Source organism: Emticicia sp. CRIBPO (genome assembly GCF_009905725.1).
Classification (GTDB): Bacteria; Bacteroidota; Bacteroidia; order Cytophagales; family Spirosomataceae; genus Leadbetterella.
In genome coordinates this window covers 459,147-482,786 of record NZ_JAAAKV010000001.1, presented here as the reverse complement: position 1 = coordinate 482,786, position 23,640 = coordinate 459,147, and the positions used below count along the sequence as shown (strand labels likewise).

Sequence of the window (23,640 nt, the reverse complement as noted above, 5' to 3'; positions counted from 1 at the left end):
ATAATCTAAATACATCTCTTAAAAATGTTAAGATTCGGAAATAATTATATTAAAACTAAAAAAGCCCTTATCTGCGTCGGCAAATAAGGGCTTTCTTAAAATTATTTAATAATTACTTGGAATAATAGAGTTTTAATTTCGGTTTTCTCAGGACTGATCTCCTCAGGTTATCGTTGGATATGAGAGCCGTCTGGTTGGCCGTCAGACCCGCCGGAAGAATCAGGAGTGAATTATCTTTGGCTTTATTCTGCGACAAACCGTGTACAAAATAAGTGATATCAAATGTAACCGTATAAGTTGAATCCATCAGGGCCGGATTTCCTGCAAAACCTGAGCCTGTAGTAGTCAGATAGGTTGGCAGATTCGAAACCCTTTTTTGTTGGTTGCGGCCATCTACTTCTGAAAGGACATAATAGTAATTGAAGGGGTAAAGCTTTTTAACCTGGCTCGAATCAAGTTTGAATTCCAGCGTAGCTTTATTGACGGTATAGTTCCCTGTCATGTTTTTCAATCCGTCCAGTTTGATTTTTGTACCGATTCCCGAACTGCTCTGAATATAGGTCAGCCCGCCTGTTTTATCTGAAGAAATTTCATCACTTCCTTTTTTAAGGTCTGCTACTTTAGTACCTGCACGGTTGAAATCAATGCCTGAATACCTCGTCCCGCTGAAATCAAAGAAATAAGCGGTGCTGGTTGTTTCACCCGTTGCATGATAGTAGAGGCCGATCGTCGACATTCCGGGACCTACATTGAACCCATAAACCGCTTTGGCATTGACAGACGGTACGATGGCGAAACCTTTAAAAGCTTCATTGAACTTAGCGTTGTCTTTTCCTGCGTCGGTATTGGCCAGGGTCAATAGCTCATTAGCTATCGCTATCGGCATTTTTACACTATAATTCCTGGTTGAGTCGCCTGTCTTGTTCTTGAAAGTAGCCAGGTTAATAGAAAACGTGAAAATAGGCGTAGACTCATATTCGCTCGGTTCATTAAAATTATAGTATTTTCCCGGCGTCAGGGATTTTTTTAACCGATACACAGAATACTCAGTTTTCGGCAGAGTATCACCGATATATAAAGTACTCGGGTTGAATAACCACAGTAAAACAGAGTCAGCAACGGTATTGTCTTTTTTGGTAAACTCCGCGATCTTAGGCAGACCGGTAACCTGGTCCGTATAAGTTGTCAATGCAGGTTGTACATAAGCGTTGGCTTTGATACCTCCGAACACCGGATCCTGGGCCATACCGGCCAGAACATAATTCTGATTGGCATTAATCGCCGAATCCGACAATACAGTTGAGGTAGTTACCTTTAAAGTATCTGAGTAATAAGGGGTGATGTTTCCGGAGTTTGAAAGGTCAAATCCGATGTCTTTAGGATCATCACAAGAGAAAAAAAATGCAGAAAGAAGCACAATGGCTACGTTCCGCACTTTAAGAATATTATTAAACATAGAGTTAATCGACCAATTCGGTGTAAAGATTGTAGTAGGTTTCGGTGACGTTCGCGTCATTAATAAGGGCATCAATTTGTTTTTCAGCAATTTCATTTACGGCAGTGTTCACGTTTTCGTTTAATGCTTCATTGGCTTTAACCACCACATCAGCATATTGGCATCCTATTTTGATAAAACCTAAAAAGTCGGCCGAACGAAGGTTGGCAAGATTTTCATCACTGATGTCCATCATTTTTACCTTAGGGAACATGTCATCGCCAAATTTGTGGTCGAAAACATTGTTGTAAACAGTAAAAATTGATTTGGTGTTCTTGAAAATCGGGTCGTTTTTATAGGTTGTTTTTAAGTACAAAGGAATCAGGGCAGTCATCCAGTCGGTGCAATGAACGATGTCAGGCGACCAGCCAAGTTTCTTTACGGTCTCTAACGCTCCCTTGCAAAAGAAAATTGCACGTTCGTCGTTGTCATCGTAAAAATCTCCTTTTTTGTCTGTAAAAACTGTTTTTCTCTGGAAGTAGTCCTCATTGTCCAGAAAATAAACCTGAAGTTTGGCAGTTGGGATGGAAGCTACTTTAATGATAAGAGGTTTTTCTTCTTCTCCGATGGTGATGTTGATTCCGGATAACCGTACGACTTCGTGAAGTCTGTGTTTTCTTTCATTGATCAGCCCGAAACGTGGAACCAATATGCGGATTTCCATACCTCGTTCCTGCATTTCCTGCGGAAGCTTTCTTAACAAACTGGCAATTTCAGAAATTTCAAGGAACGGGTCGATTTCGCTGGAGATGTATAAAATACGAAGTTTACTCATATAAACACTTGATAAATTTAATCGGAGAATACTCCTTTTGAAGCCGCAAAGATACTAAAAAATAATTATTAAATAAGCAAGATATTTAAACTAATATTATTAAATGACTCATTTTTAAATATATTAGGCGAAAGTCGTAGTAAATTGATTGTTTGAACATGAAAAATGCAAAAAATGAGATTTTCAGACGACGATGGAAAAACCAGAGTAAGGAAAGGAAAAATGTTGCGAACATTTACGGCTTACAGCCTACTTCCGGTGCGGTTCCGGGACACAGAATTGGCGGGATGCGGTTAAGTTTTTTTATTACAGCAGATACACACGGCTGTGCATATCTACTGTAATGAGTATTTAAATTTAAAATTCCTGAAATCCTTAATCACTGTTCACTCAGAGATTTCAGCTTAACCATCCCGTAAGCATCTCTTTCTACATAAAGTTGTATTTCTTTCAGCTGCCCGTTCAGATCATGGAGGACAGATTCGTTGCTTTCTATTATTTTTTTGAAATAAGCGGATAATGATCCTTCAAAAACTTCCTCGCAAATATCCTGGTAATCCTTATACAGATAACCTTTGAAAGGCCTGCCGAATCTTTCCCACATGATACGCATCACATCATCCAGAGATTTTTTGCCGTTAAATTTCTTTCTGATCATACCATCCAGTATTTGAGCGGCAATGGCCCCTTTATGATAAACCGATACCTTGCGGTTAGGGATTCCTTTCTCATATCCATCAAGCCAAAGGTCATAAGACGACTCCAGCAGGGATTGAGAGGCGGGATCAGATTCTTCAAAATGCCTTTTATACCTTGTTTCCAGTTCCTTATAATATTGTTCCTGTGTAAATACCCCGCTGTCAAAAAGGGCTTTGTCGCCATAATAGGTGGTTACACCCTCTGCAATGAAACAGGTGGCGAAATAGTTCTCCTTGCTGTAATCATACGGCAGGAGCTCCGCAGGCCTGATTTTGCAGATGTTCCAGGTATGAAACAGCTCATGAGAGGCCAGTCCTAGTATTTCCTGGTAGATTTCCTCAGGTTCGCTGCTGTCCGGGCCTAAGACCATCATCGTGGAATTCCGGTGTTCTACCCCATGATAATAAGGATGCTGCGGTACTATCAGGATAAAGTGGTAATCTTTTTCAGGGAACCCGCCGAAAATCCTGATCTGGTTTTCTGTAAAAAGCCGGAAGTCATGAATGAGCCTTTCGTTGTCAAAATCCATATTGCCATGGATGTGAAAATGGAAAGGAATGTTGTCAGCATGATAGGTGATGGTTTCGAGGTAATGGCTCATCACCAAAGGGGAATCCGCCACGTGGTGAAAATCACGGGCTTTCAGAATCAGATTGTCTTCCGACTGAAGTGATCCCAGACCGCAGGCGATTTTCTTCTTTTCCGGATTGTGAATAATCAGTTCGCAGGGCTCATTCATCCTTTCTTCTACATACAGACAAAGGTTTACCGGGTTGATGTACAGTAAATCGGCATTCAGAAAAGAACTTCCGGCATTAATTTCGCTGGCGTAGTAAGAATAGCGGATAATAAGGGTTTGGGTATGCTCTGTGTTTGCAATCCAGCCGTCTTTTTTGTATTTTTGAATGGATATGCTGTTGCCGTCCTGATCATAAGCATGAAAATCCTTGATATTTTTAGCAAAATGCTGAAGCTGGTATCTGCCCGGACGCCAGGCCGGAAATTGTACTTTCAACTGATTTTCAGTGATGTTTCCGAGTCTGAATTCCACCTGGATCAGGTGTTTTTCGGGATTAAGAGAAAAAAAATAATAAATCATTTGGTTCAGGACTTTTTCAAATAAAAAAAAATAACTACTTTTGCACTCCGATTTTATGAATGAAGGCACTAAATTAATAAAAGATAATGAAACGTACATTCCAACCATCGAACAGAAAACGTCTTAACAAACACGGATTTCGTGAGCGTAGTGCTACCCCGGGTGGCCGTCGTGTATTGAAAGCCCGTCGTGCAAGAGGTAGATGGAAACTGACAGTTTCTGATGAGAAAACTCACAAGTAATCATCAGTATTTGTCATTTTAACATTATATTTGTTCAGAATGAAAGATATAGCCGCCTTTTTTGGTGGCTTTTTTAGTTTATGGCTCATACATTCAAAAAAGAAGAACGCCTCAGCAGCAAAAAAATGATTGATACATTGTTTGCAAGAACAGACAGTATCAACCGCTCTTTTTTGATTTATCCTGTAAAAGTCGTTTTCCGTACTGAAAAAACAGAGCCCGGGCACGAAGCAAAACTGCCCCAGATCCTCATTTCCGTTTCAAAACGTCATTTTAAGAAGGCTGTAAGCCGGAATCTCATCAAAAGACGTCTACGGGAATCCTATCGCCTCAACAAAACACTTATTTCTACCCCCGATCAGCTTTTTGTAGCCTTTATTTTTGTGGCCAAAGAAATCCTGGATTATCAGGCTATCGAAAAATCAATGGTCAATTCCCTTAAACGCATTAGCCATCTCCTCAAAACCGCTCAGCCGGAATAATACACGTTTGTCAGATCTTCCTGATAAAGCCGCCCATAAAACTGGCAGCAAAAGAAGGAAATATACTGACATGTGAAGCAAATATGGCGGTTTGTTCGTAGGCTGCCCTGATACCCTGTGCTTCCATGATCCAGTAGGCTGCAATCAGGATAACCACCTGCAGTAAAGCCAGTATCCAGCCTTTTTTGGGTTGAATGAGTCCGTAAACCACACTGAAAAGCAAAGTGAAAAGCAATGGTACGTAAACAATCTCTGAAATATGGATGATATAAATCTGAATGGCTGAAAACAAGACAACAAGGAGTAAACTCTGCGGGAAATTTAAATTAGGTATTTTCATTCTTCTGGTACGGTAATAGTACCGCAAATGTAAGGTTTGAATCGTATTCAATACCGAAACTTAGCCCGTTTTTTAGATTTTTTTTATTTACTTTACGTTATCAATGCGAAATAAATATTTTAATGATGAAGAAGCAGTTAAAACGTTATTGGTTTGTGGTGATCCTGGTATTGGGAATTGGTTTTACCGGATTCAAAATGGACGACAGGTATTTCGAAATTGCGAAGAATCTGGATATTTTCGCTACGATGTTTAAAGAACTCAATGCGTTTTATGTAGACGAAGTGAATCCCAACAGGGCCATGCGTAGCAGTATTGAGGCTATGCTGAAGGAACTGGATCCATACACAGTATTTTATCCTGAAGATGATATTGAGGACTATATGACGATGGCTGCCGGCAAATACAACGGCATCGGGGCGACGGTCAGCTCATTTGACGGGGCTCATACCGTTGTGATGATTTTTGAAGAATCTCCTGCTGACAAATCCGGCATTAAAATAGGAGACGACATCCTGAAGATTAATGGCATTGACATCACCCATAAAGATGAATCGGAGTTTGGCCGCCTTCTGAAAGGACAAACCGGGACTTCGGTGAAACTGACCATCAAAAGATTCGGGCAAGCCAAGCCTATTGAGATTTCGGTCAACCGCGACATCGTCAAAACACCGAACGTGCCCAACTACGGCATGATCAACGAAGAAGTGGGATATATCCAGCTGAGCGACTTCAGCATTACAGCCGCCAAAGAAATCAAGGCGTCTTTCGGAGAACTGAAAGACAAAGGGATGACCAAGCTGGTACTGGACCTGAGAGGTAATCCCGGTGGTTTGCTGAACATGTCTATCGATATATGTAACTTCTTTGTTCCCAAGGGCAACCTTGTAGTGGAAACCAAAGGTAAAGTAGGGGAGTGGAATAAGAAATACCTGGCCATGAATGCCCCGATTGATACGGAGATCCCGATTGTGGTGCTGATCAACGGACAAAGTGCCTCGGCTTCTGAAATCGTGAGCGGTACCCTGCAGGATTATGACCGTGGTGTGCTGATCGGTCAGAGGTCTTTTGGTAAAGGATTGGTGCAAACGACCCGTGACCTGAGTTTTAATTCAAAACTGAAGATCACTACCGCCAAATATTACATTCCTTCAGGCAGATGTATCCAGGCCCTGGATTACAGCCACAGAAACCCTGACGGGAGCGTTGGTAAAGTGCCGGATTCATTGAAATCTGCTTTTAAGACCAAAAACGGCCGTGTGGTTTATGACGGTGGCGGTGTGGAGCCGGATATTGTCCTGGAAGCCCAGGTGCCGTCTACGCTGACACAGGCCCTGATCCGTGAGAAAAAGATTTTTGACTATGCGACCAAATATTATTTTGAACATCAGAATACCAAACCGGAGAATAATTTTGCTTTATCGGATCAGGATTATCAGAATTTTATGACCTGGATTAAGAATGAGCAGTTTACTTACCAGACTCCTGACGAAAAGGCGATTGAAGAAGTGGTGGCCAGTTCAAAATCAAGTACTGATTATGCCAAAATGAAGGCTTCTCTGGATGAAATCAAGAAAATAGCATTGGAGTCAAAAAGCAAGAGTTTTATTACATTTAAAGAAGAAATCAAGGATCAGCTGGAACTGGAGATCCTGAGCCGTTACTATTACCAGAAAGCGATGAAATTTGTTTCTTTTGAGAAGGACCAGGAAGTACAGGAAGCCCTGAAACTTTTCAAGAACATGAATAAATATAAAGCGATACTGGCAGGAAAATAAGCATATGAGTTTAATACTGGCCATTGATGCCTCAACAAAGGGCTGTTCTGTTGCAATTTTTGATCAGGGAGAATTAGTAACTTCCGCCGAGTTGTTTTCAGACCGTTCTTCTTCCGGAATGCTGACCACACTGGTCAGCCAGACTGCCGGATTTGCCAACATCACCTTACATGATCTGGACGCCATAGCGGTAGCCAAAGGTCCCGGTTCATACACAGGCCTCAGGATAGCCGTTTCGACGGCCAAGGGACTGTGTTTCGGGCTTGATAAGCCCTTGCTTTCGTACAACACCCTCGAGGCCATGACCCATCAGCTGGTTGGGGTAAACGACCTGCTGTGCCCGATGCTGGATGCCAGGCGAATGGAAGTTTATTGTGCCTTGTACGAGGGAGATACAAAGCAGGAAGTTACGGAAACACAGGCCCTGATTATTGACGGGCAGGCGTTTGAAGAAACGCTGAAAGAACATAAAATACTTTTCTTCGGAGAAGGGGCTTTGAAGTGTAAACCGGTGCTGGAGGGTAATCCCAATGCGGTGTTTACTGAAGAGGTGATTCATCCTTCTGCCAGATTTGCAGGTAAGATCATTCACAAGCGTTTTGTTGCGAGGGATTTTGAGGATCTGGCGGCCTTTGAGCCTTTTTATCTGAAAGAGTTTATGGTGGCAAAACCAAAGCAAATAAAAAAGGCCTGATCTCTCAGGCCTTTTTTATTTTCAGAATTCGTCTGCTTCTTCAGCCACCAGTTCAACTTCGGGCTTTTTGTGAGAAACTATATTTACCTTTTCCTTATATCGCTTTATCTTTTTGGTTAATGTTTCAAGGGCGATGTCAGTAGCTTCTTCAAATGAATCTCCGGTTTCTTTTACGAAGAGGGTAGACCCCGGAACATTAACTTTGACTTCTATTAACTTCTTCTGTACTTTGCTTTTCTCGCCTTTGTCTAGTTTTAAGAAAACCTCACTGCTCACAATGCGGTCATAAAATGTTTCCAGTTTATTTAATTTTTTTTGAATAAAAGTTATCAACGAACTATCTGCGTTGAAATGGACAGCATTAACCTGGATCTTCATACTCTTTGCTATTTAAAAGATTGAACATTGCGTAAAATGATTAAACGATAACATAATCATATTATCAATAACCATAATTGAAGGTAACCATTTAAAGAATATGAGTCAAGCTTTTTCTGATGTTTTTTAGGCTTACATCGACAGGTTATTCTGAGGGTTGAAGTCCTTGAAAACCTTTTTGATGTTCTGGTCCGTGGCCTTTGATTTAGCCTCCCATGAAGCGTCAAGTTCCAGAGCCACAAGGCCTTTCAGGTTCATTGTAGACATGAAATCATCCACTTTTCTGATGAAATCATTGCTTCTTCTGGCCGATTTCAGAGAGTAATCACGGGCAAAAATATCTCCCTTGGTCTGCAGTTCGTTTTTCTTTTCGATGATATAGTTCAGACGGTCGATCAGGTCTTTCATTGATTTCCCGATGACTTCTGTAGCCTCCAGCGTACCGATGGTAAGCACGGTGGTGCCTCCTACGGTAGAGATCAGTCTCTGGGTGTCCGGATTCTTTTTCGACAGGATCGAAGACAAGCCCGTAGTGGCTCCCAATGAAGCGTTGACGACTGATCTGCCTCTCTTGCCTTTTTTGGCTTTGTTATAAGACCTTTTGAGTACTTCTTCCTTTTCTTTCAATTGTTCCATCAACTCCCAGGCCCTGGTGAGTGTGCCGCGGTACAAGTCATAAAACTTGCGGTCCATTTCGGCCTCATTCACTGTGTTAACAATCGAGAAATAGATTCTTTTTACCTCTCTCTTTTGTGTTTTGTCCAGTACGAAGAAGTCGATATAAAGGGATAGCGAATCTTTCGGGTCCTGTACAAAATCATAGCCGGGTGTCCAGATGAACTCGTACTGGGTATTTGTATTTTTAACGAGTACATCCTTCTTCACGTTCTGGTTGCTCGACAGGAAATCAAACACTTCCACATCCTCGTCGCCGTTAGGATCGGAAAGATAAAAACGGATATTGATCGTTTCGTTTTCCTTGATTTTGAAGTAATCCACTTTCGGTACCGTCGTAATTACCGGAGGCAGGTCCATCTGGGTAGCTTCCAGCTTTATCCTTCCTTTCGACTGAGTTTTGGCAGGCTGATCCTGCACATAAAACTCAATAAAGGTTTCTTTCGATTTAATGGCCTTGTACTGGCTCAGGGAAGGCGACCAGGTGATCTCACCCTGAGCACTGATACTCATGCTTTCAGGAAGCTGTTCGATCGACGGGATAAACACAATGGGGTCATTGTCCTCATCATAAACAGACGAGCTTTCGATCTTATAAACATTGTTCGAGTTATATTTGAGATAAAAAGGCTTGAGCTCATTGATCACCGGCGGGCGGTTGGTGTGCGTTACCGTGATGTCGATGTTTTTGGTCACACTGTTGCCGTTACTGAGTTTAAGCTCAATAATCATCTGGAAAAGCCTTTCGTGTTCAATCCTGTCTACGAGGTTGTATCCGGGCACCCATGAGAAATTTCCGAGGGAGTCCAGTTTCATGCCGGCCAGTTTGCCCTGCTGAATCGAGAATTTGGATTTGGTTAAAGTGCTGTCAACATTGGAGGTTATTTTAAAAGCAATGGGACTGCCCTCTGCGACGACATTCCAGTCGGCGGTTTTCGGAAGAATAATTTCAACCTGATCCTGGGCTTTAAGCGTAGTAAAAGCAAGAACAAAGAATATAATACTTGTAAGTCTAATCATCATTTTTTTATTTTTTTTCAGGAAGAACAACGCACGGGAAGCCAAAAAGGCAACGGTCCATGATCATTTTCACCACTTCATTGGGGACATGCTCTTCCCAGCCTTCTTCACCGCTTTTAATTAATTTAAGAACGTTATCAGTCTGAACACTAAGGTTTTTCTCGTTATAGTGATAGATGTCTTCAATCTTATTATTAGAGATAAGGAATCTGTATAAATCAATCAGATGTAATGGCGGATTAAATTTCATGCAGTTCATGATTGTGTTTTTCCTCAGTGTAGGATACACAAAAAGCTTCACTTTCCGGCTGAAAAGCGTAGCAAAAGACTCGAGGATACCCCCAGGAAGGTCCTGGTAGTTGGCTTCTTCAAAAATGTACTCCAGGTTCGGGAAACCAATGATCAGCCCGATTTTCAGCTTGGTGATTTTTGACAGGTAAGCGACCAGTTTATAGTATTCATGATAATTCGTGATCATTACGGTCTGCCCGAGAGAACATAAAATGTCCACCCGGTCAAGGAAATCTTTTTCGTCAACCAGCTCACCGTCCTGGCCTTCTTTCAAAGACTGCAGCGTCAGCTCCGAAATGACAATGACGTTGTCTTTATCTACGTCGGGTTCCTGCAGGTATTGCCTCACCCCGTTTTCAAGCATATCGCGGTGTACATTGATGATAGGTCTGAATCTACCCCTTAATACGGCGATGTGTTTTTTATAAAGTGAATCGGAGGGCTGCAGGGTACGTCCGCTCGGATCAAATAGAGCAATGTCCGAAAAACCATATTTTACGAGCCTCAGACTCATCAGGCGACTGTCTACTTCCTTGTAGCTTGACCCTTCAAAACGGACCATATCGATCTGTATCCTGTCTTTTGAAAGATTATCCATCAGGGAAAGCAGGAGCACCTCCGGGTCTTCACTGTAGTAATAACAGCCGTAAATAAGATTGACACCTATAATTCCTAAAGCCTGTTGCTGCAAAACGGTATCATTGTCCATCATTTTAACGTGGATAATGACATCATGGAAATCACCGTGGGGCGTAAGCTGAAAACGACAGCCTATCCAGCCATGCGGTTCATTGTTTTTCCGGTAATTGAGGGCCACTACGGTGTTGGCGAAAGAAAAGAACTGCGTGCTTTCTCCTCTTTTCGATTCAAGCCTTTCAATCAGCAGGTTATACTCGTGATCGAGCATGCTCAGTAAACGTTCCTCACATACGTATCGGCCGTCTTTTACGCTGCCGTAGATGGCGTCGGAAAACGTCATATCGTAAGCAGACATGGTTTTAGCGATGGTGCCTGAAGCTCCGCCGGATTTGAAAAACACGGCAGCAACATCCTGTCCGGCACCAATTTCTGCGAAAGTGCCATAAATCCTTTTATCCAGATTTATCCTCAGGGCTTTTTGATTGGTACCTAAATTCTGATCGTGATTTATTTTCATGTATAATTCCGGATGAAGTCGTTGCAGGAGTAAAGATACTCCATTTTATTTTCTTTGATTCAGACTACAAATTTAATAAATTTTGGACTTTTCCCAGTAAAATAACAAAATTTAAATGGTTTTATTGTACGAAGATCTGATTTGCAACGACCACACAATAAAAAATTATTGAGCGGATATTTTTTTTGACTATTTTTGATTTTTAATGTTATTTTTTAAATAATAACCTTGAAAATTCATTACTGAATCTAATTTTACACTTGAATTGATACTTCATTTATATTCATTTCAAAACAGAACTTTAAATCAATATGAGAATAAAATTTACACTGCTCTTCCTGTGTGTTTCATCCATGGCTTCCTTCGGTCAGAAAGGTTTTGACCAGAAAAAGAAAACCCAGCGTACTGCTCCCAATACCATTACGACGCCTTTCCTGGAGGTGGATGCCGGCAAATCGCCCGGAGCCAGGGTTGGAGCCAAAAGCCAGTTGATCGATCCGGCTCTGATCAAGAATAAAATCTATAAGGATTCGCTTGACGGCACCGTCATTTTTATCAGGCGTAATTCGGATAAAATACCTTCAAAAAACCTGAGAAGGAGTTTTCAGCAATCGGGTATGGCATTCCTGGAAGAAGTCAAATCGCAGATGAAGGTCAAAGACCCGAAATCGGAGTTTGAACTTACAGCACAGACCGAAGATGAGCTGGGATACAGTCACTTGAGGTTTCAGCAGAAGTTTAACGGAGTGCCTGTTTACGGAGGAGAGGCCCTGCTGCACTCCAAAAGCCAGGGAGCCGTAGAGTTTTTAAACGGACGGGTTTTTCCTACGCCCCAGCTGTCTGTCAAACCCGGGTTTGGTGAAAAAGAAGCCATAGAAAAAGCCCTGGCAGATCTGAAGAACATTACTATTATACAGAAAAGCGGCATTACCGGTAAATTCCTGGAAATCGAAAAGGACAAAGCCGAGCTGATGATCATGCACCACAATAAGAAAGAAAAACTGGTGTATCATCTGACCGTCAAACCCAATATACTGGAAAGGTGGGTTTATTTTATTGATGCCCAGAGCGGCGAGGTGCTGGATAAATACAACCACACCTGTACACTCGATGGCGTGTTTAAGACCTCTGCCAAAGACCTGAACGGTATTACGCAGGCTTTTAACATGTACCAGAAAGGGGCTACCTATTTTATGATCGATCCTTCCAAACCGATGTTTAACGCTTCCAAATCAACACTTCCGGATACCCCGGTAGGTGCTTTGTGGACGATCGATGCCCAGAACTCAAGGATTGACGACGACGAAATGAAGTTATCACATGTGGTTTCAAACAACGGGACAACCTGGAATCCTACAGCAGTTTCGGCTCATATCAACGCCGGTATCTGTTACGATTATTACCGGACCAAGTTTAACAGGAACTCCCTGAACGGAAACGGCGGCAGCATCATTTCTGTGATCAACATAGCCGATGAAGACGGTAAAGGCATGGACAATGCCTACTGGAACGGCCAGTTTATGGGCTATGGTAACGGAAGAGATGGATTTAAGCCGCTGGCCGGAGCATTGGATGTGGCAGGACATGAAATGACCCACGGAGTCATAGAAAATACAGCCAAACTGGAATACAGAAACCAGTCAGGAGCCCTGAATGAATCATTTGCAGATATTTTCGGCGTATTGATAGATAAGGACGACTGGACTTTGGGTGAGGATGTGGTGAAGAAAGCGGTTTTTCCGTCCGGAGCATTACGCAGCATGGAAAATCCTAACCAGGGTGGTAAAAGCGACCCGGGATATCAGCCTAAAAACATGTCTCAATATGCATTTTTGAGAGATACCCCAAGCGAGGATAATGGCGGGGTGCACGTCAACAGCGGCATTCCCAATCATGCCTTTTTTCTTTTTACCACGGCTTCAGGCATGAACCGTGATAAAGCGGAGAAAGTATATTACAGGGCACTGACCAATTACCTGACAAGGACTTCCAAGTTTACAGATCTGAGACTTGCGGTAGTTCAGTCGGCTAAAGATTTGTTTGGCGAGGGCTCTGAGTTTGCGGCGGCCAAGGCGGCCTTTGATGCAGTGGGTATCGCCGATCCGAACGCCGGAACAGGCAATCCTAATCCAACGACACCTACCACACCGAGTACAGACATCCAGGTGAACCCGGGAACGGAATCTATGGTGGTATTTGATCCTACAGACGGCAGTATGTATGCAGGGCCTTTTTCAAGTAATGGTAATTTCAGTGTCATTGCCAGTAAACTGGGCTGTCTGGGTAAACCAAGTGTGACGGATGACGGGTCGTTTGTTTATTTCGTCGGAGCGGATAAAAACATCTACAGGGTTAACCTGATACAGAAAACAGCCCCTCAGAAATTATCTACCGATGCCTCATGGAGGAATGTGGCCATTTCAAAAAACGGGATACTGCTGGCAGCTCTGGCCAACACCTCTGATCAGTATATTTATGTATTTAACCTTCAGACCAATAAAAACGTCAAATTCAAACTTTACAATCCGACGTATTCCAATGGTGTGAATACCGGTGAGGTGCAGTATGCCGACTCATTTGAATGGGATTATTCAGGAGAAAACCTGATTTATGATGCCTTTAATGAGGCCAAAAGTTTGTTTGGTAACATTGAATACTGGGACGTGGGTATTCTGAAGGCCTGGGACGCTTCTGCCAACGATTTCGGTTCGGGAACCATCGATAAGATATTCTCGGATCTGGAAGAAGGGGAGAACATCGGTAACCCTGCCCTGGCTAAGACCAATTCGAGCATCATTGCCTTTGACTATTTCGACTCTTCTGATGAAAGTTATTATATATTGACTGCCAACCTGGAAACCGGCGACCTTAAAGCGGTGGTGGAGAACAATGATATCGGCTATCCGGATTATTCCAAAGCAGATAAGATCATTGTTTATAATGCCCTGGATGCCCAGCAGAATATCGTTAACGGTATCAAGATCAAAGCAGATAAGATTTCGCCTGATGGCAATCCAGAAACCTACTTTACAGACGCCAAGTGGGCTGTATGGTATGCCCAGGGGGCCAGGACACTGCCTACCAAAACGGGTCAGACGATTACTTTTGCGGGCATAGCCGATAAGCTGCCTTCTGCTGCTTTCGACCTTTCTGCTACAGCCTCTTCGAGTCTTCCGGTTCAGTTTTCTTTGATTTCGGGGGATGCCCAGATATCAGGAAAGCGGATCACTTTAGGTAAAACGCCCGGTAAAGTAAATGTAAAAGCCTTCCAGATAGGGGACTCCAAATTTACGTCTGCCAGTGCCGAACAGACTTTTTGTATCATTCCACCGGCTCCGAGCCTGAGTGAAAGCGGTGATTTCCTGGTGGCTTCCGGCGGACAATTGTATCAATGGTATATCAACAACAGCCCGATAGGTGGCCAGACAACCAATAACCGCTTCAAGAAGGATTTTGCGGGGGCTTACAGTGTAAGAGCCGTGACGCAGGATGGTTGTCTCAGTTCGCCTTCCAACAGCTTTGGAATTGCAGCCCTGGCCAACGAACCGGCTTCTTCGGCTCTGGCCTTTAAAGTCTATCCCAACCCGGTTAAGGATTTCGTGGAGATTGAGCTGAATAACTCTGATAAATTTGAGAAAGCCTGGGTGATGGACATGAATGCCAGGAGTCTGATTGAATCGGAAGAGACGAAGATCAGGGTGCAGTCGCTGCCATCAGGAACTTACCTGATCAAAGTGAAAACCAACAAAGCGGAGTATATGAAGAAAATGATCAAAGAATAAGAATTTCTTTGCTTTTATAAGATTCTGACAAATTTAAAATGATTTTGGGCGAATCCGTTTTTGAGATAAAACTGATGAGCCCGAAGTCTTTTTTTATTTGAGCTCACTTCCAGCTGCAGCCAGTTGTTTTGCCTGGCAAAACGGACTACTTCTTCGAGAAGTGCTTCGCCGATGTGCATGCCTCTGAATTTTTCTTTGACAATCAGCTCCTGCACTTCGCCTACCAGGCCGCAATGATGCAATAGAAGCTGGCAATGCAGGCTGATCATCCCGATGACCTCAGGGCCTTTTTCAGCCAGAAGGTACAAATAAGCAGGATTACTGATGTTAATTTCAAAAATGGACCTGAAGGTCTCAGCGTCTAAGATAGTATCTTCCAGGTCACATATGAGCCCATAAATGGCCTCATAGTCACCGGAAGATACTTTTCTGATAGTGAAGTCAGACATAATTATTGAACAGGCAGGGAAATTTTATCGGCCCATGCCGTTAGTTTTTCTTCGAGAACATCCAGTGGCAGACAGCCTTGCTTCAAAAACTGATCATGGAAATCAGCCAGTACAAACTTATCGCCTAATTTTGAGCTGAACCTGGCCCTCAGTTCGGCAATTTTCAAAGCCCCGATTTTATAAGACAAGGCCTGGCCCGGAATGGCCATATATCGTTCTATTTCGGCAGTAGCCCCATCTTCAGAGATCGCCTGGTTGTCCATCATGTATTTAATGGCTTCTTCGCGGCTCCAGCCCTTGGTATGTATACCCACATCCACCACCAACCTGATGGCCCGGTGCATTTCATCGCCCAGAGCTCCCATATATTGATAAGGATCGGTATAAAGACCCAGCTCTTTACCCAGCGATTCGGTATACAAAGCCCAGCCTTCGCCATAGGCTCCGTACCAGCTGAACCGCATGAATTTAGGCAGGGTGGTGTTTTCCTGCTGCAGCGAAATCTGGTAATGATGACCCGGAATGGCTTCATGCAAAAACAGGGATTCCATACCCGAAGTAATGTTGAATTGCCTGGCATCCGGTATGGGGACATAGAAAATACCGGGACGGGAGCCGTCAGCTGAGCCCTGAATGTATTCCGCACTGGCTGAGGCCTCCCTGAAAGCTTCTGTTCTTCTGATCTCGAATTTCGTTTTCGGGGTATTCTTAAACATGGAAGCCAGGTGAGGGGTTATCCTGGACTGGATGGCCGCAAAAGCCGCCAGGACCTCTTCAGGGGTTTTGTAAGGGGTGAATTTCTTATCAGTCTTAAGATATTTGAAAAAAGCATTCAGATCGCCTTTGAAGCCTGTTTCTTCCTTGACTTTTTCCATTTCTTTCCTGATCCTGATGACCTCGCTCATACCGGTCTGGAATATTTCATCCGGTGTTTTGGAGGTGGTTGTCCAGTATTTTACCATATAATTATAATACGGTTTGCCTTCCGGGATCGTCAGTACACCACTGGATAAACCGGCCTTGGGCAGGTATTCGTTTTTAAGGAAATCCCTCAGTTTCAGGAAAGAGGTATTCAGCTTTTCTTTGATCGCAGAATTGTATTTTTTGGTGATCTCAGCTTTCTCTGCAGCCGAAAAACCGGCAGGCAGCTGAGTTACTGGTCCGTAAAACAAACTCTTCGCCGGATCTTCACTGATCATGTCCTGCATCTGCGGAATCATCTTGACTACCAGTGATTTCGGAAGAACATAGCCAGTAGCCATGCCTTTTCTGAAGTTAGCAATCGCGGTGTCCGCCCAGACGGCAAATCCATCCACCCGTTTAAGCCAGTCATCATAGTCTTTTACGGTTTTGAACGGCTGACTTCCCTGTCCGCTTCCCAGCTGCCCCATAGTCAGAGGCAGACCCCAGAATTGCTGAAAAGGAATCAGGTGGGTTTTGAAGGTAAGCCCCTGCAGTTCAATTTCCAGGGAATACTTCAGGGTATTGTAGATGACTTTGTCGTCTTCACTGAGTTTTGAGGCGTCAGCGGCCAGCAAGCGGTCAAGATACTTCTGATAAAAAGCACCGAGTTTGGCCCTGTAAGCTTCTGAAATATCATTGGGAAGCTGGTCGTTGTACCTGGCATCGCCCTGCGAAGTGGCTTCCAGCGGGAAAAACGTGAGGCGTTCTTCGTAATAATCTTCATATAACTGATTCAGGTCGTTGTCCATCGTCTTTTTCTTGTCTTGGTTACATGCGAGCAGGGTAATAGAAAGAAAGGCAAACAGAATAAGTCTTTTCATTTATCTTAACGTTTTTAGTATGTTTGGTAAGGCTTAATCACACCCGTCTTTTCTGCGGGTATCCATAATAGCGGTGATTTTCCAGCCAGCTTTGGTCTTTATTAAGGAGAAAACATTGACCCCGCAATGCCTGAAGGTGTCGTTGACATAAAAACGGTAAGGGGTCCAGGCTATGCCCATGTCTCCGTCGACCTTGATGTCAAAAGAGGTGAGTCTTTCATCCAGTTTTATACCTTCTCGTTTAGTGCCGACTGATTTGATGAATCCCTGGATTTTTTCCTCATTGATTACCGTCTCACCTTCTTTGCTTCTGGCTACCGATCTCAGGGTACAGTTTTCATGAATCACCGCTTTGATTAAGGTGGAGTCAGTGTTTCTCATCCCGTCAAAAAACTGGTTGATGGCGGCTTTGATACCTTCCTGGTCACTTTGGGCTTTTGTAATGACTGAAGTCAGCACGAGACAAAAACAGAGCATTAGCTTTTTCATTGTTCTTTTGGTTTATTGATTTGACGGCCGAACGCGGAGTTTAGCCGGAAACAAAAATAGCGAAATGACAGGGCTAAACAATTAAGAGCCGGTTTAATTTTATTTCCGGTGCACAGGTTCTGAAATTTTGAGTATAAATATTAAAAAGCCATTGATTTTTGAATATATTTCAGGATAAATGCCGGCCGGAAAGGGCTTTGCTGATGATGAGAAAACTATCACTTTTCTAATATATTATTATCTTGGCGTGTTCCGATAAAAACCATGCCAACCATCTGGTTTTTAGTAGTTTGACGTTGATAATAATGCGTTATTCTTTAATTGTTTCGTAAATTGTTTAAATTCCGAATTTCGAATTAATTGGCATTTTATTTGCAGTTGGTATAGATAAAAAATATATTTCGGCGATGCAGCACAAAGTTTTTATTCCGGCAGAATACCTTGAAAGAGTCATGGAAGTGAGCCAGGGTGTTTTCAATCAAGATGAAGAGCTTTACTTTTTGAAAGCTTGTATGTACTATTTAAAGGAAGGTATGAATGCCGACCAGGCCATTGATATGGCAATGATTGACTATCTGGTGGATCTATAAATATAAAAAAAACTTCTCCTTTTCAGTGAGAAGTTTTTACTTTCATTCGTCAGGTATCTTACAATAAGTTCTTTCTTCTTAAAATCGATTCGAAAAGCTTTATATCATGTTCTGAAGTAAAGACGTTTTTCGGAAAATGAAGAAACTGTCCCCTCCCGATAATCAGGAAAATTCCGGTGTCATCCATTTCTGCAGACTGAATCGTATCCCACTTCACTATACCGCCTTCTTTCTGATTAATTTTCACCAATATCTGGCGGCTGTCTATTTCATAAGCAAATTTTTCAAACATCTGTTTATTCTGATCCATTTGTGTGGCTGCATAAAACTGTGCATACCAGAATAAAACATACAGAGCTCCTCCGATTATCGCAGTGATCATGATCCACCAGTTTTTATAAACGCCGGAGAAATGAAGACCCAGTCCAAGAATAACAATGGCAGCAGGAATAAGCAGCCAGTACCAGCTTTGTTGTATCTGCTTTTTAAATGATCTGTTGATGTAAAGTTTTTTATCTAAGGCAAATTTCTTTGTTTTGACAACCATTTTTTTCTTGTTTATAAATTTTGTGACGCAAAAATAAAAAAAAAGGCCCGGAACTCGTCCGAACCCTTCAAAAATATATTTATCAATGTCGTATACCCGGCCAATCACGCAAAGAATATCTAAGACACATACCATAAATTTCTGCGTCCTCCGTTTTCCATGGTCCTTTTTCTTTCCATCTTCTTTCTTCCATTCTGCTTTTCCTTTCTCCTTAATATTTAACTCTGCTTCAATTGCAGCGTATTGATCACATAATTGGAATCCTTTCTCTTTTTGAACAACATGTAAACAAGGTACTCTTTATTTTTGCTTCTGTAGTTAGCTATAAAATACTTGAGGTCTGTCTCCATGTCGCCTTTATACACGAAAGTAAAGGAAACAGGAGGGTTCTTTTTAAAGAAATTGTCCATGATCGTTTCTGCTTTTGCAGAAGAGAGTTTCTCAAAATCAATTCGGTCGGCATCAATGTGCAGTTCAATCACTTTGTCGAGGCATGTCCCCAGCATCTGTGAGTTTCCGATTTTGAACGACTTACTGATCAGTGTCGACATGTCGTTGATGTTCTTTACTGAGATTTCATTTTCTTTTTTTACAGGAGAAGCACCACTCAAAATCAAAACAATAAAAAGTCCAATAAAATATTTCATAATCTGATTTGTTATTGAATTGTATTTATATTTGTCTTTGACTAAGGTTAATCAAACCTTATCAGAAATTGTGCCAAACAATTATAGACGAATATCAACCTAAGACGAAGGTATGTCAGTAGCGAAAGAAAAAATCAGGCTTTTAGAAAAAGCGACAACACTGCAGAAAGTAAAGAGAATTGCTTTTGAAATATATGAGAATAATTTTCTCGAAAAAGAAGTTATCCTGGCCGGAATAGATGGTCAGGGCTATGTACTGGCCACTTTGCTTTTTAAGGAACTCAGCGAAATATCCGGGCTCAAGGTTAGTCTGGCCAGGGTTATTTTTAACAAGAAAGCCGACTCACAGCCGGACCTTGATATTGAAAGTGATGTAGATACCTTTAAAAACAAGGCGGTGGTGATTATTGACGACGTGCTGAATACCGGACGCACGCTGGCATTCAGCCTCAGGCCGTTTTTATCTATTCCCCTGAAGAAACTCCAGGTGGCGGTGCTTGTAGACAGGAATTACCCCATTTACCCTATTGCTGCCGATTATGTAGGATACAGCCTTTCTACCACCATGAACGATCATGTGCAGGTGGTATTGGGAGAGGAAGAAGAAGTAGGCGTTTATCTTTACTGACAGGCTCAGATCTTGTTGAGCCTTGCCCTCAGGTAGAAATCCATCAGTACAATAGCTGACATGGCGTCAACGATAGGTACTGCACGTGGTAAAACACAGGGATCGTGACGGCCTTTGCCGGAAACGATCACGGCTTCTCCGGCTTCATTGACACTTTCCTGGTCGGTCATAATCGTAGCCACAGGTTTGAAGGCTACCTTGAAATAAATATCCTCTCCGTTGGAAATACCCCCCTGAATACCTCCCGAATGGTTGGTCCTGGTGTGTACTTTTCCCGTTTCGTCGGTATAAAAAGCGTCATTGTGCTCTGAACCATGAAGACTCACGCCTTCAAATCCGCTTCCGTATTCAAATCCTTTGACGGCATTGATGCTCAGCATGGCCTTGCCTAACTCAGCATGAAGTTTGTCAAATACAGGCTCACCCCATCCGGCAGGCACTCCTTTGATCACCCCGGTGATGACGCCTCCGACAGAGTCGCCGTTTTTACGCACCTGGTCTATGTAATCAAACATCTGCTGGGCTACTTCCTGGTCCGGACATCTGACGGCATTGTCATCTATCTGCTGAAGGTCAACTTCGTGATAATCTTTTTCAAGTCTGAGCTTACCAACCTGCGACACATACGAGTAGATTTCGACACCGAGACTCTTAAGGGCCAGTTTGGCCAATGCCCCGGCAGCCACCCTCGCGGCAGTTTCACGGGCTGAGCTGCGTCCGCCGCCACGATAATCCCTTACACCATATTTGGTGGAGTAAGTAAAGTCGGCATGGGAAGGGCGGAATTTGTCGGCGATGTGGCCGTAGTCTTTGCTTCGCTGGTCTTCATTGAAAATGACCAGGGCAATCGGTGTACCGGTTGTTTTTCCTTCAAAAACGCCTGACATCACCTCAAAACTATCCGCTTCCTTTCTTTGGGTAGTGATCCTCGACTGGCCGGGTTTCCTGCGGTCAAGTTCATTTTGTATAAAATTTTCATCAAATGTAATGCCTGACGGACACCCATCTATAACAACACCAATGGCCCGTCCGTGTGATTCACCAAAAGTTGAGATTTTAAAAACTTTACCGTAAGTACTACCCATTCAATTATTATTTTTTTCTTTTGAAATCTATCAGATAAAACATGCCCAGCAGCATCAAAATTACGGCTACATTTGCAATATTCTTTATTATTTTGCGATAATTTACATTGATCCCACTTGTTTTAAGCAAATCGATGTGGTCAAACAAATCCCCGCTGGTGTTCGCGTTGTTGGTGATTACTTCTCCTGATACTTCAATTAACTGGCTGGAAGTCAATGTGTCATAAGTCATTGTTTTGGTATTGAAGTACACCCAGAAGAAATAATTTCCCAGGTTATAAGTCCCTGAATCTTTAGGCAGGATTTTGAAAATAAACTCCTTTTCTCCAAGCTGAGAGCCGTTTTTCTGGTTTTGTATGATCTGCGGCGGGAAGAAGTCAAAGTGGGCATCATTGCTTAATTCTTCAAAATTGATGGCGTTGAAATTCCCGTCACCGATGATTTTAAATGAGTAATCGAAGCTTTTGCCGGTGTTGAAAGTTTTTGACTGTATCCTTTCTTTAAGGATAAAATCTCCGACGGCCAGCTTTTCCTTTTGCGGGTGTTCCGGCAGCGGTTTCACCGAAATGGTGACGGCCTTGGTTTTGAAATCCACTTTCTGGGAATTGTTCTCGCCCAGGTTTTTGATCATGGGCAGCCGCACTGAAGCAAATCTGATCGGGAGGTTGTTGAGCGGGTAATACACCGCCTCGAATAATTTATAGAAAGTGATTTTTTTATCGTCAATAACCAGGTCTGTTCCTTCAATGTTAGTGATAGACAAGCGGTTTTCAAGACACTCTTTGGGCTTGAGGATCCTGGCTATTTTCTCGATTTCTTTGTTGAGTTCCTCTGCCGGAAGAAATTCCCACGGAGTGGTATTGAATTCAGGAATATAAAAACCCAGGGTAATTTTGACACCTTCTCCTACATAGATATCGGGTTTGGAATGCGTAAGGTTCAGTTCGACTCCCGAGATCAGTTTGGAGTTGATGTTGGTTTTCTCCGTAAAATCTGAGTTGACAATCGGCTTGTCCCCGACAGAAATACTGAATTCTTCTATATGGTAATTTCTATCATTGACAACCAGGTCGAAAGCCGGAACTGCAAAGACACCGTTGACGGTAGGGGAGTAGTTCTGGGTAATGGTATGTTGTATGACTTTCCTGCCTTGTATCTGAACCTGCGTATGGGCTATTGATTTACTGTTTTTCTTGAAACCTTTGATCTCCGGTAATCCTTCCACCTCATATTCCTTGCTGTTCTGAATGACCACTTTTATACTGAAGGCCTCGTTCAGCTGGATATACCTGGAAGATAGCTCGGTTTTGACCTCCTGATCCTGGGCAAAAGCGGCCTGAGCCTGCATCAGAACCAAAAAGAAGAGTACAAAATGTTTTATCCCGTTTATCATCCTGCAAAAATAATGATACCAATTGATTTTTTGATTAATTTAGGCAAACGAATCTAAGACCCCAAATGAAAACATTTTTATTCTCCCTGATCAGCCTTTTTATGGTGATGTCAGAGGCGTCATCCCAATGGGTGATTTCTGAAATTGATACCAAAGCTTCGTTCAGATCCATACACGCTGTCAACAGCAAGGTGGTGTGGGCCGGTGGCAGCCAGGGTACTGTTCTCAAGACCACAAATGGTGGTGCCAACTGGATTGTTCTCAAAGTGGCCGGTTACGAACTGCTGGACTTCAGAGGAATATATGCCATGAGCCATAATGTGGCATTTATCATGAGTGCAGGAGAAGCTGAGAAGGCTGCAGCGGTAATTCTTAAAACAGAAGACGGCGGCGTAACCTGGAAGGAAGTCTTCCGGACGTTTGAAAAAGGAGTGTTCCTGGACGCTCTGAAATTCAGGAATGCTAAAGTCGGCTATGTTCTGGGAGACCCGGTCGGGAACAAACCTTATGTGTTGAAGACCACTGACGGCGGCAAATCATGGGCTAGAATTGCCCCTGAAAATTTCCCGGATATGAAAGAAGGTGAGGCATCATTCGCTGCAGGAAATTCCTGCCTGTTTGTGCTGGGTGATAATGTCTGGTTTAATACCCAGGGCCGTGTGTTTGTTTCAAATGACAACGGAGGCAAATGGGAAGCTTATCAGACCCAATTCACACAGGGCAAGACCTCGGGTATTTTCGGCATCTATTTCTGGAGCAAAACAGACGGCATTGCGGTGGGAGGGGACTATGTCAATGATAAGGACGAATATCTGAATAACTGCAAGACCTATGACGGGGGTAAAACCTGGTTCAAAACCAATAATTCAGTGTCCAAAGGTCTGAAAGAAGCCGTGGGGCAGCTTCCGGAAAACAAACTGATCATGGTAGGTACGACGGGGTCCAATATTTCACATGATCTTGGTAAAACCTGGACGCAGTTTGACAATGAGTCGTTTCATACCCTGTCCTGTTACAAAACAGACTGCTGGGCAGTGGGAGCGAAGGGTAATCTGGGTAAATGGAAGGTGTTAAAAAAATAAAGACCGCCATTAAATGACGGTCTTTAATCAATATATAAGT

Annotated in this window: 22 protein-coding genes; 8 read left to right on the top strand and 14 right to left on the bottom strand. The window is 42.9% G+C overall.

Annotation, left to right across the window (positions count from 1 at the left end):
• Positions 1-112: 112 nt before the first annotated feature.
• From GVN16_RS02155 to GVN16_RS02145, 3 genes are all read right to left on the bottom strand, one after another.
• A complete protein-coding gene (locus GVN16_RS02155; protein WP_166562181.1) occupies positions 113-1,456 on the bottom strand; it encodes a DUF4270 family protein in 1,344 nt (447 codons plus the stop codon).
• Between the two features lie 4 nt (positions 1,457-1,460).
• A complete protein-coding gene (locus tag GVN16_RS02150; RefSeq protein ID WP_166562180.1) occupies positions 1,461-2,270 on the bottom strand; it encodes a glycogen/starch synthase in 810 nt (269 codons plus the stop codon).
• Positions 2,271-2,649: 379 nt separating this feature from the next.
• A complete protein-coding gene (locus GVN16_RS02145) occupies positions 2,650-4,068 on the bottom strand; it encodes a M61 family metallopeptidase (RefSeq protein ID WP_166562179.1) in 1,419 nt (472 codons plus the stop codon).
• An 86-nt stretch (positions 4,069-4,154) separates the two neighbouring features.
• Between GVN16_RS02145 and rpmH the strand changes: the two genes are divergently transcribed.
• Both rpmH and rnpA read left to right on the top strand, forming a co-directional pair.
• Positions 4,155-4,310: a 50S ribosomal protein L34 gene (rpmH, locus tag GVN16_RS02140; RefSeq protein ID WP_166562178.1), complete on the top strand. Its 156-nt coding sequence runs from the start codon at positions 4,155-4,157 to the stop codon at positions 4,308-4,310.
• Between the two features lie 80 nt (positions 4,311-4,390).
• Complete coding sequence (gene rnpA, locus GVN16_RS02135) at positions 4,391-4,792, top strand: ribonuclease P protein component (protein ID WP_166562177.1); 402 nt, start codon at positions 4,391-4,393, stop codon at positions 4,790-4,792.
• A 10-nt stretch (positions 4,793-4,802) separates the two neighbouring features.
• Here rnpA and GVN16_RS02130 read toward each other — a convergent pair whose 3' ends face one another.
• Complete coding sequence (locus GVN16_RS02130; RefSeq protein ID WP_166562176.1) at positions 4,803-5,132, bottom strand: hypothetical protein; 330 nt, start codon at positions 5,130-5,132, stop codon at positions 4,803-4,805.
• A 125-nt stretch (positions 5,133-5,257) separates the two neighbouring features.
• Between GVN16_RS02130 and GVN16_RS02125 the strand changes: the two genes are divergently transcribed.
• Together GVN16_RS02125 and tsaB are read left to right on the top strand one after the other, a co-directional pair.
• Positions 5,258-6,910 carry a S41 family peptidase gene (locus GVN16_RS02125; protein ID WP_166562543.1) on the top strand — a complete coding sequence of 551 codons (1,653 nt, stop codon included), beginning with the start codon at positions 5,258-5,260 and terminating at the stop codon, positions 6,908-6,910.
• Positions 6,911-6,914: 4 nt separating this feature from the next.
• Complete coding sequence (gene tsaB, locus GVN16_RS02120) at positions 6,915-7,604, top strand: tRNA (adenosine(37)-N6)-threonylcarbamoyltransferase complex dimerization subunit type 1 TsaB (RefSeq protein WP_166562175.1); 690 nt, start codon at positions 6,915-6,917, stop codon at positions 7,602-7,604.
• A gap of 21 nt (positions 7,605-7,625) precedes the next feature.
• On the opposite strand, the gene GVN16_RS02115 is transcribed toward tsaB, so the two are convergent.
• The 3 genes from GVN16_RS02115 to GVN16_RS02105 form a co-directional block, all read right to left on the bottom strand.
• On the bottom strand, positions 7,626-7,982 hold the full coding sequence (locus tag GVN16_RS02115) for an HPF/RaiA family ribosome-associated protein (protein ID WP_166562174.1): 357 nt from the start codon (positions 7,980-7,982) through the stop codon (positions 7,626-7,628).
• A gap of 132 nt (positions 7,983-8,114) precedes the next feature.
• A complete protein-coding gene (locus GVN16_RS02110; protein WP_310587405.1) occupies positions 8,115-9,680 on the bottom strand; it encodes a hypothetical protein in 1,566 nt (521 codons plus the stop codon).
• A gap of 4 nt (positions 9,681-9,684) precedes the next feature.
• Positions 9,685-11,124, bottom strand: a complete 1,440-nt coding sequence (locus GVN16_RS02105) for a TonB-dependent receptor (RefSeq protein ID WP_166562173.1) — start codon at positions 11,122-11,124, stop codon at positions 9,685-9,687.
• Between the two features lie 311 nt (positions 11,125-11,435).
• On the opposite strand from GVN16_RS02105, the gene GVN16_RS02100 reads away from it, so the two are divergent.
• Positions 11,436-14,906, top strand: coding sequence for a M4 family metallopeptidase (locus GVN16_RS02100; protein WP_166562172.1), 3,471 nt, complete (start codon positions 11,436-11,438; stop codon positions 14,904-14,906).
• Between the two features lie 14 nt (positions 14,907-14,920).
• Here the strand turns inward: GVN16_RS02100 and GVN16_RS02095 are convergent, their stop codons facing one another.
• The 3 genes from GVN16_RS02095 to GVN16_RS02085 are packed head-to-tail and all read right to left on the bottom strand — an operon-like array spanning position 14,921 to position 17,628.
• Positions 14,921-15,355, bottom strand: a complete 435-nt coding sequence (locus GVN16_RS02095) for a GNAT family N-acetyltransferase (protein WP_166562171.1) — start codon at positions 15,353-15,355, stop codon at positions 14,921-14,923.
• A gap of 2 nt (positions 15,356-15,357) precedes the next feature.
• Entirely contained in the window at positions 15,358-17,139 is a 1,782-nt protein-coding gene (locus GVN16_RS02090; RefSeq protein ID WP_166562170.1) for a DUF885 family protein, read from the bottom strand.
• 33 nt (positions 17,140-17,172) lie between these two features.
• On the bottom strand, positions 17,173-17,628 hold the full coding sequence (locus GVN16_RS02085) for a nuclear transport factor 2 family protein (protein WP_229244002.1): 456 nt from the start codon (positions 17,626-17,628) through the stop codon (positions 17,173-17,175).
• Positions 17,629-18,035: 407 nt separating this feature from the next.
• Between GVN16_RS02085 and GVN16_RS02080 the strand changes: the two genes are divergently transcribed.
• Positions 18,036-18,218 carry a hypothetical protein gene (locus GVN16_RS02080; protein ID WP_166562169.1) on the top strand — a complete coding sequence of 61 codons (183 nt, stop codon included), beginning with the start codon at positions 18,036-18,038 and terminating at the stop codon, positions 18,216-18,218.
• A gap of 58 nt (positions 18,219-18,276) precedes the next feature.
• Here the strand turns inward: GVN16_RS02080 and GVN16_RS02075 are convergent, their stop codons facing one another.
• Both GVN16_RS02075 and GVN16_RS02070 read right to left on the bottom strand, forming a co-directional pair.
• On the bottom strand, positions 18,277-18,765 hold the full coding sequence (locus GVN16_RS02075; RefSeq protein ID WP_166562168.1) for a YcxB family protein: 489 nt from the start codon (positions 18,763-18,765) through the stop codon (positions 18,277-18,279).
• 218 nt (positions 18,766-18,983) lie between these two features.
• Positions 18,984-19,412, bottom strand: coding sequence for a DUF4783 domain-containing protein (locus GVN16_RS02070; RefSeq protein WP_166562167.1), 429 nt, complete (start codon positions 19,410-19,412; stop codon positions 18,984-18,986).
• 112 nt (positions 19,413-19,524) lie between these two features.
• Between GVN16_RS02070 and GVN16_RS02065 the strand changes: the two genes are divergently transcribed.
• On the top strand, positions 19,525-20,040 hold the full coding sequence (locus GVN16_RS02065) for a phosphoribosyltransferase family protein (RefSeq protein WP_166562166.1): 516 nt from the start codon (positions 19,525-19,527) through the stop codon (positions 20,038-20,040).
• Positions 20,041-20,045: 5 nt separating this feature from the next.
• Here GVN16_RS02065 and aroC read toward each other — a convergent pair whose 3' ends face one another.
• Positions 20,046-21,125: a chorismate synthase gene (gene aroC, locus GVN16_RS02060; protein WP_166562165.1), complete on the bottom strand. Its 1,080-nt coding sequence runs from the start codon at positions 21,123-21,125 to the stop codon at positions 20,046-20,048.
• A 7-nt stretch (positions 21,126-21,132) separates the two neighbouring features.
• Positions 21,133-22,518, bottom strand: coding sequence for a BatD family protein (locus tag GVN16_RS02055; RefSeq protein ID WP_166562164.1), 1,386 nt, complete (start codon positions 22,516-22,518; stop codon positions 21,133-21,135).
• Between the two features lie 65 nt (positions 22,519-22,583).
• Here GVN16_RS02055 and GVN16_RS02050 point away from each other — a divergent pair, with 65 nt between their 5' ends.
• Complete coding sequence (locus GVN16_RS02050; RefSeq protein ID WP_166562163.1) at positions 22,584-23,600, top strand: YCF48-related protein; 1,017 nt, start codon at positions 22,584-22,586, stop codon at positions 23,598-23,600.
• Positions 23,601-23,640: the final 40 nt, after the last annotated feature.

Bases quoted from the DNA above. Each gene is read 5' to 3' on its own strand.
- GVN16_RS02115 (WP_166562174.1), bottom strand. From the start codon at position 7,982: ATGAAGATCCAGGTTAATGCTGTCCATTTCAACGCAGATAGTTCGTTG.
- GVN16_RS02065 (WP_166562166.1), top strand. From the start codon at position 19,525: ATGTCAGTAGCGAAAGAAAAAATCAGGCTTTTAGAAAAAGCGACAACA.
- GVN16_RS02145 (WP_166562179.1), bottom strand. From the start codon at position 4,068: ATGATTTATTATTTTTTTTCTCTTAATCCCGAAAAACACCTGATCCAG.
- GVN16_RS02150 (WP_166562180.1), bottom strand. From the start codon at position 2,270: ATGAGTAAACTTCGTATTTTATACATCTCCAGCGAAATCGACCCGTTC.
- GVN16_RS02125 (WP_166562543.1), top strand. From the start codon at position 5,258: ATGAAGAAGCAGTTAAAACGTTATTGGTTTGTGGTGATCCTGGTATTG.
- GVN16_RS02090 (WP_166562170.1), bottom strand. From the start codon at position 17,139: ATGAAAAGACTTATTCTGTTTGCCTTTCTTTCTATTACCCTGCTCGCA.
- GVN16_RS02085 (WP_229244002.1), bottom strand. From the start codon at position 17,628: ATGAAAAAGCTAATGCTCTGTTTTTGTCTCGTGCTGACTTCAGTCATT.
- GVN16_RS02130 (WP_166562176.1), bottom strand. From the start codon at position 5,132: ATGAAAATACCTAATTTAAATTTCCCGCAGAGTTTACTCCTTGTTGTC.
- tsaB (WP_166562175.1), top strand. From the start codon at position 6,915: ATGAGTTTAATACTGGCCATTGATGCCTCAACAAAGGGCTGTTCTGTT.
- GVN16_RS02095 (WP_166562171.1), bottom strand. From the start codon at position 15,355: ATGTCTGACTTCACTATCAGAAAAGTATCTTCCGGTGACTATGAGGCC.
- GVN16_RS02055 (WP_166562164.1), bottom strand. From the start codon at position 22,518: ATGATAAACGGGATAAAACATTTTGTACTCTTCTTTTTGGTTCTGATG.
- rnpA (WP_166562177.1), top strand. From the start codon at position 4,391: ATGGCTCATACATTCAAAAAAGAAGAACGCCTCAGCAGCAAAAAAATG.
- GVN16_RS02070 (WP_166562167.1), bottom strand. From the start codon at position 19,412: ATGAAATATTTTATTGGACTTTTTATTGTTTTGATTTTGAGTGGTGCT.
- GVN16_RS02050 (WP_166562163.1), top strand. From the start codon at position 22,584: ATGAAAACATTTTTATTCTCCCTGATCAGCCTTTTTATGGTGATGTCA.
- rpmH (WP_166562178.1), top strand. From the start codon at position 4,155: ATGAAACGTACATTCCAACCATCGAACAGAAAACGTCTTAACAAACAC.
- GVN16_RS02080 (WP_166562169.1), top strand. From the start codon at position 18,036: ATGCAGCACAAAGTTTTTATTCCGGCAGAATACCTTGAAAGAGTCATG.
- GVN16_RS02100 (WP_166562172.1), top strand. From the start codon at position 11,436: ATGAGAATAAAATTTACACTGCTCTTCCTGTGTGTTTCATCCATGGCT.
- GVN16_RS02075 (WP_166562168.1), bottom strand. From the start codon at position 18,765: ATGGTTGTCAAAACAAAGAAATTTGCCTTAGATAAAAAACTTTACATC.
- GVN16_RS02110 (WP_310587405.1), bottom strand. From the start codon at position 9,680: ATGATGATTAGACTTACAAGTATTATATTCTTTGTTCTTGCTTTTACT.
- GVN16_RS02105 (WP_166562173.1), bottom strand. From the start codon at position 11,124: ATGAAAATAAATCACGATCAGAATTTAGGTACCAATCAAAAAGCCCTG.
- GVN16_RS02155 (WP_166562181.1), bottom strand. From the start codon at position 1,456: ATGTTTAATAATATTCTTAAAGTGCGGAACGTAGCCATTGTGCTTCTT.
- aroC (WP_166562165.1), bottom strand. From the start codon at position 21,125: ATGGGTAGTACTTACGGTAAAGTTTTTAAAATCTCAACTTTTGGTGAA.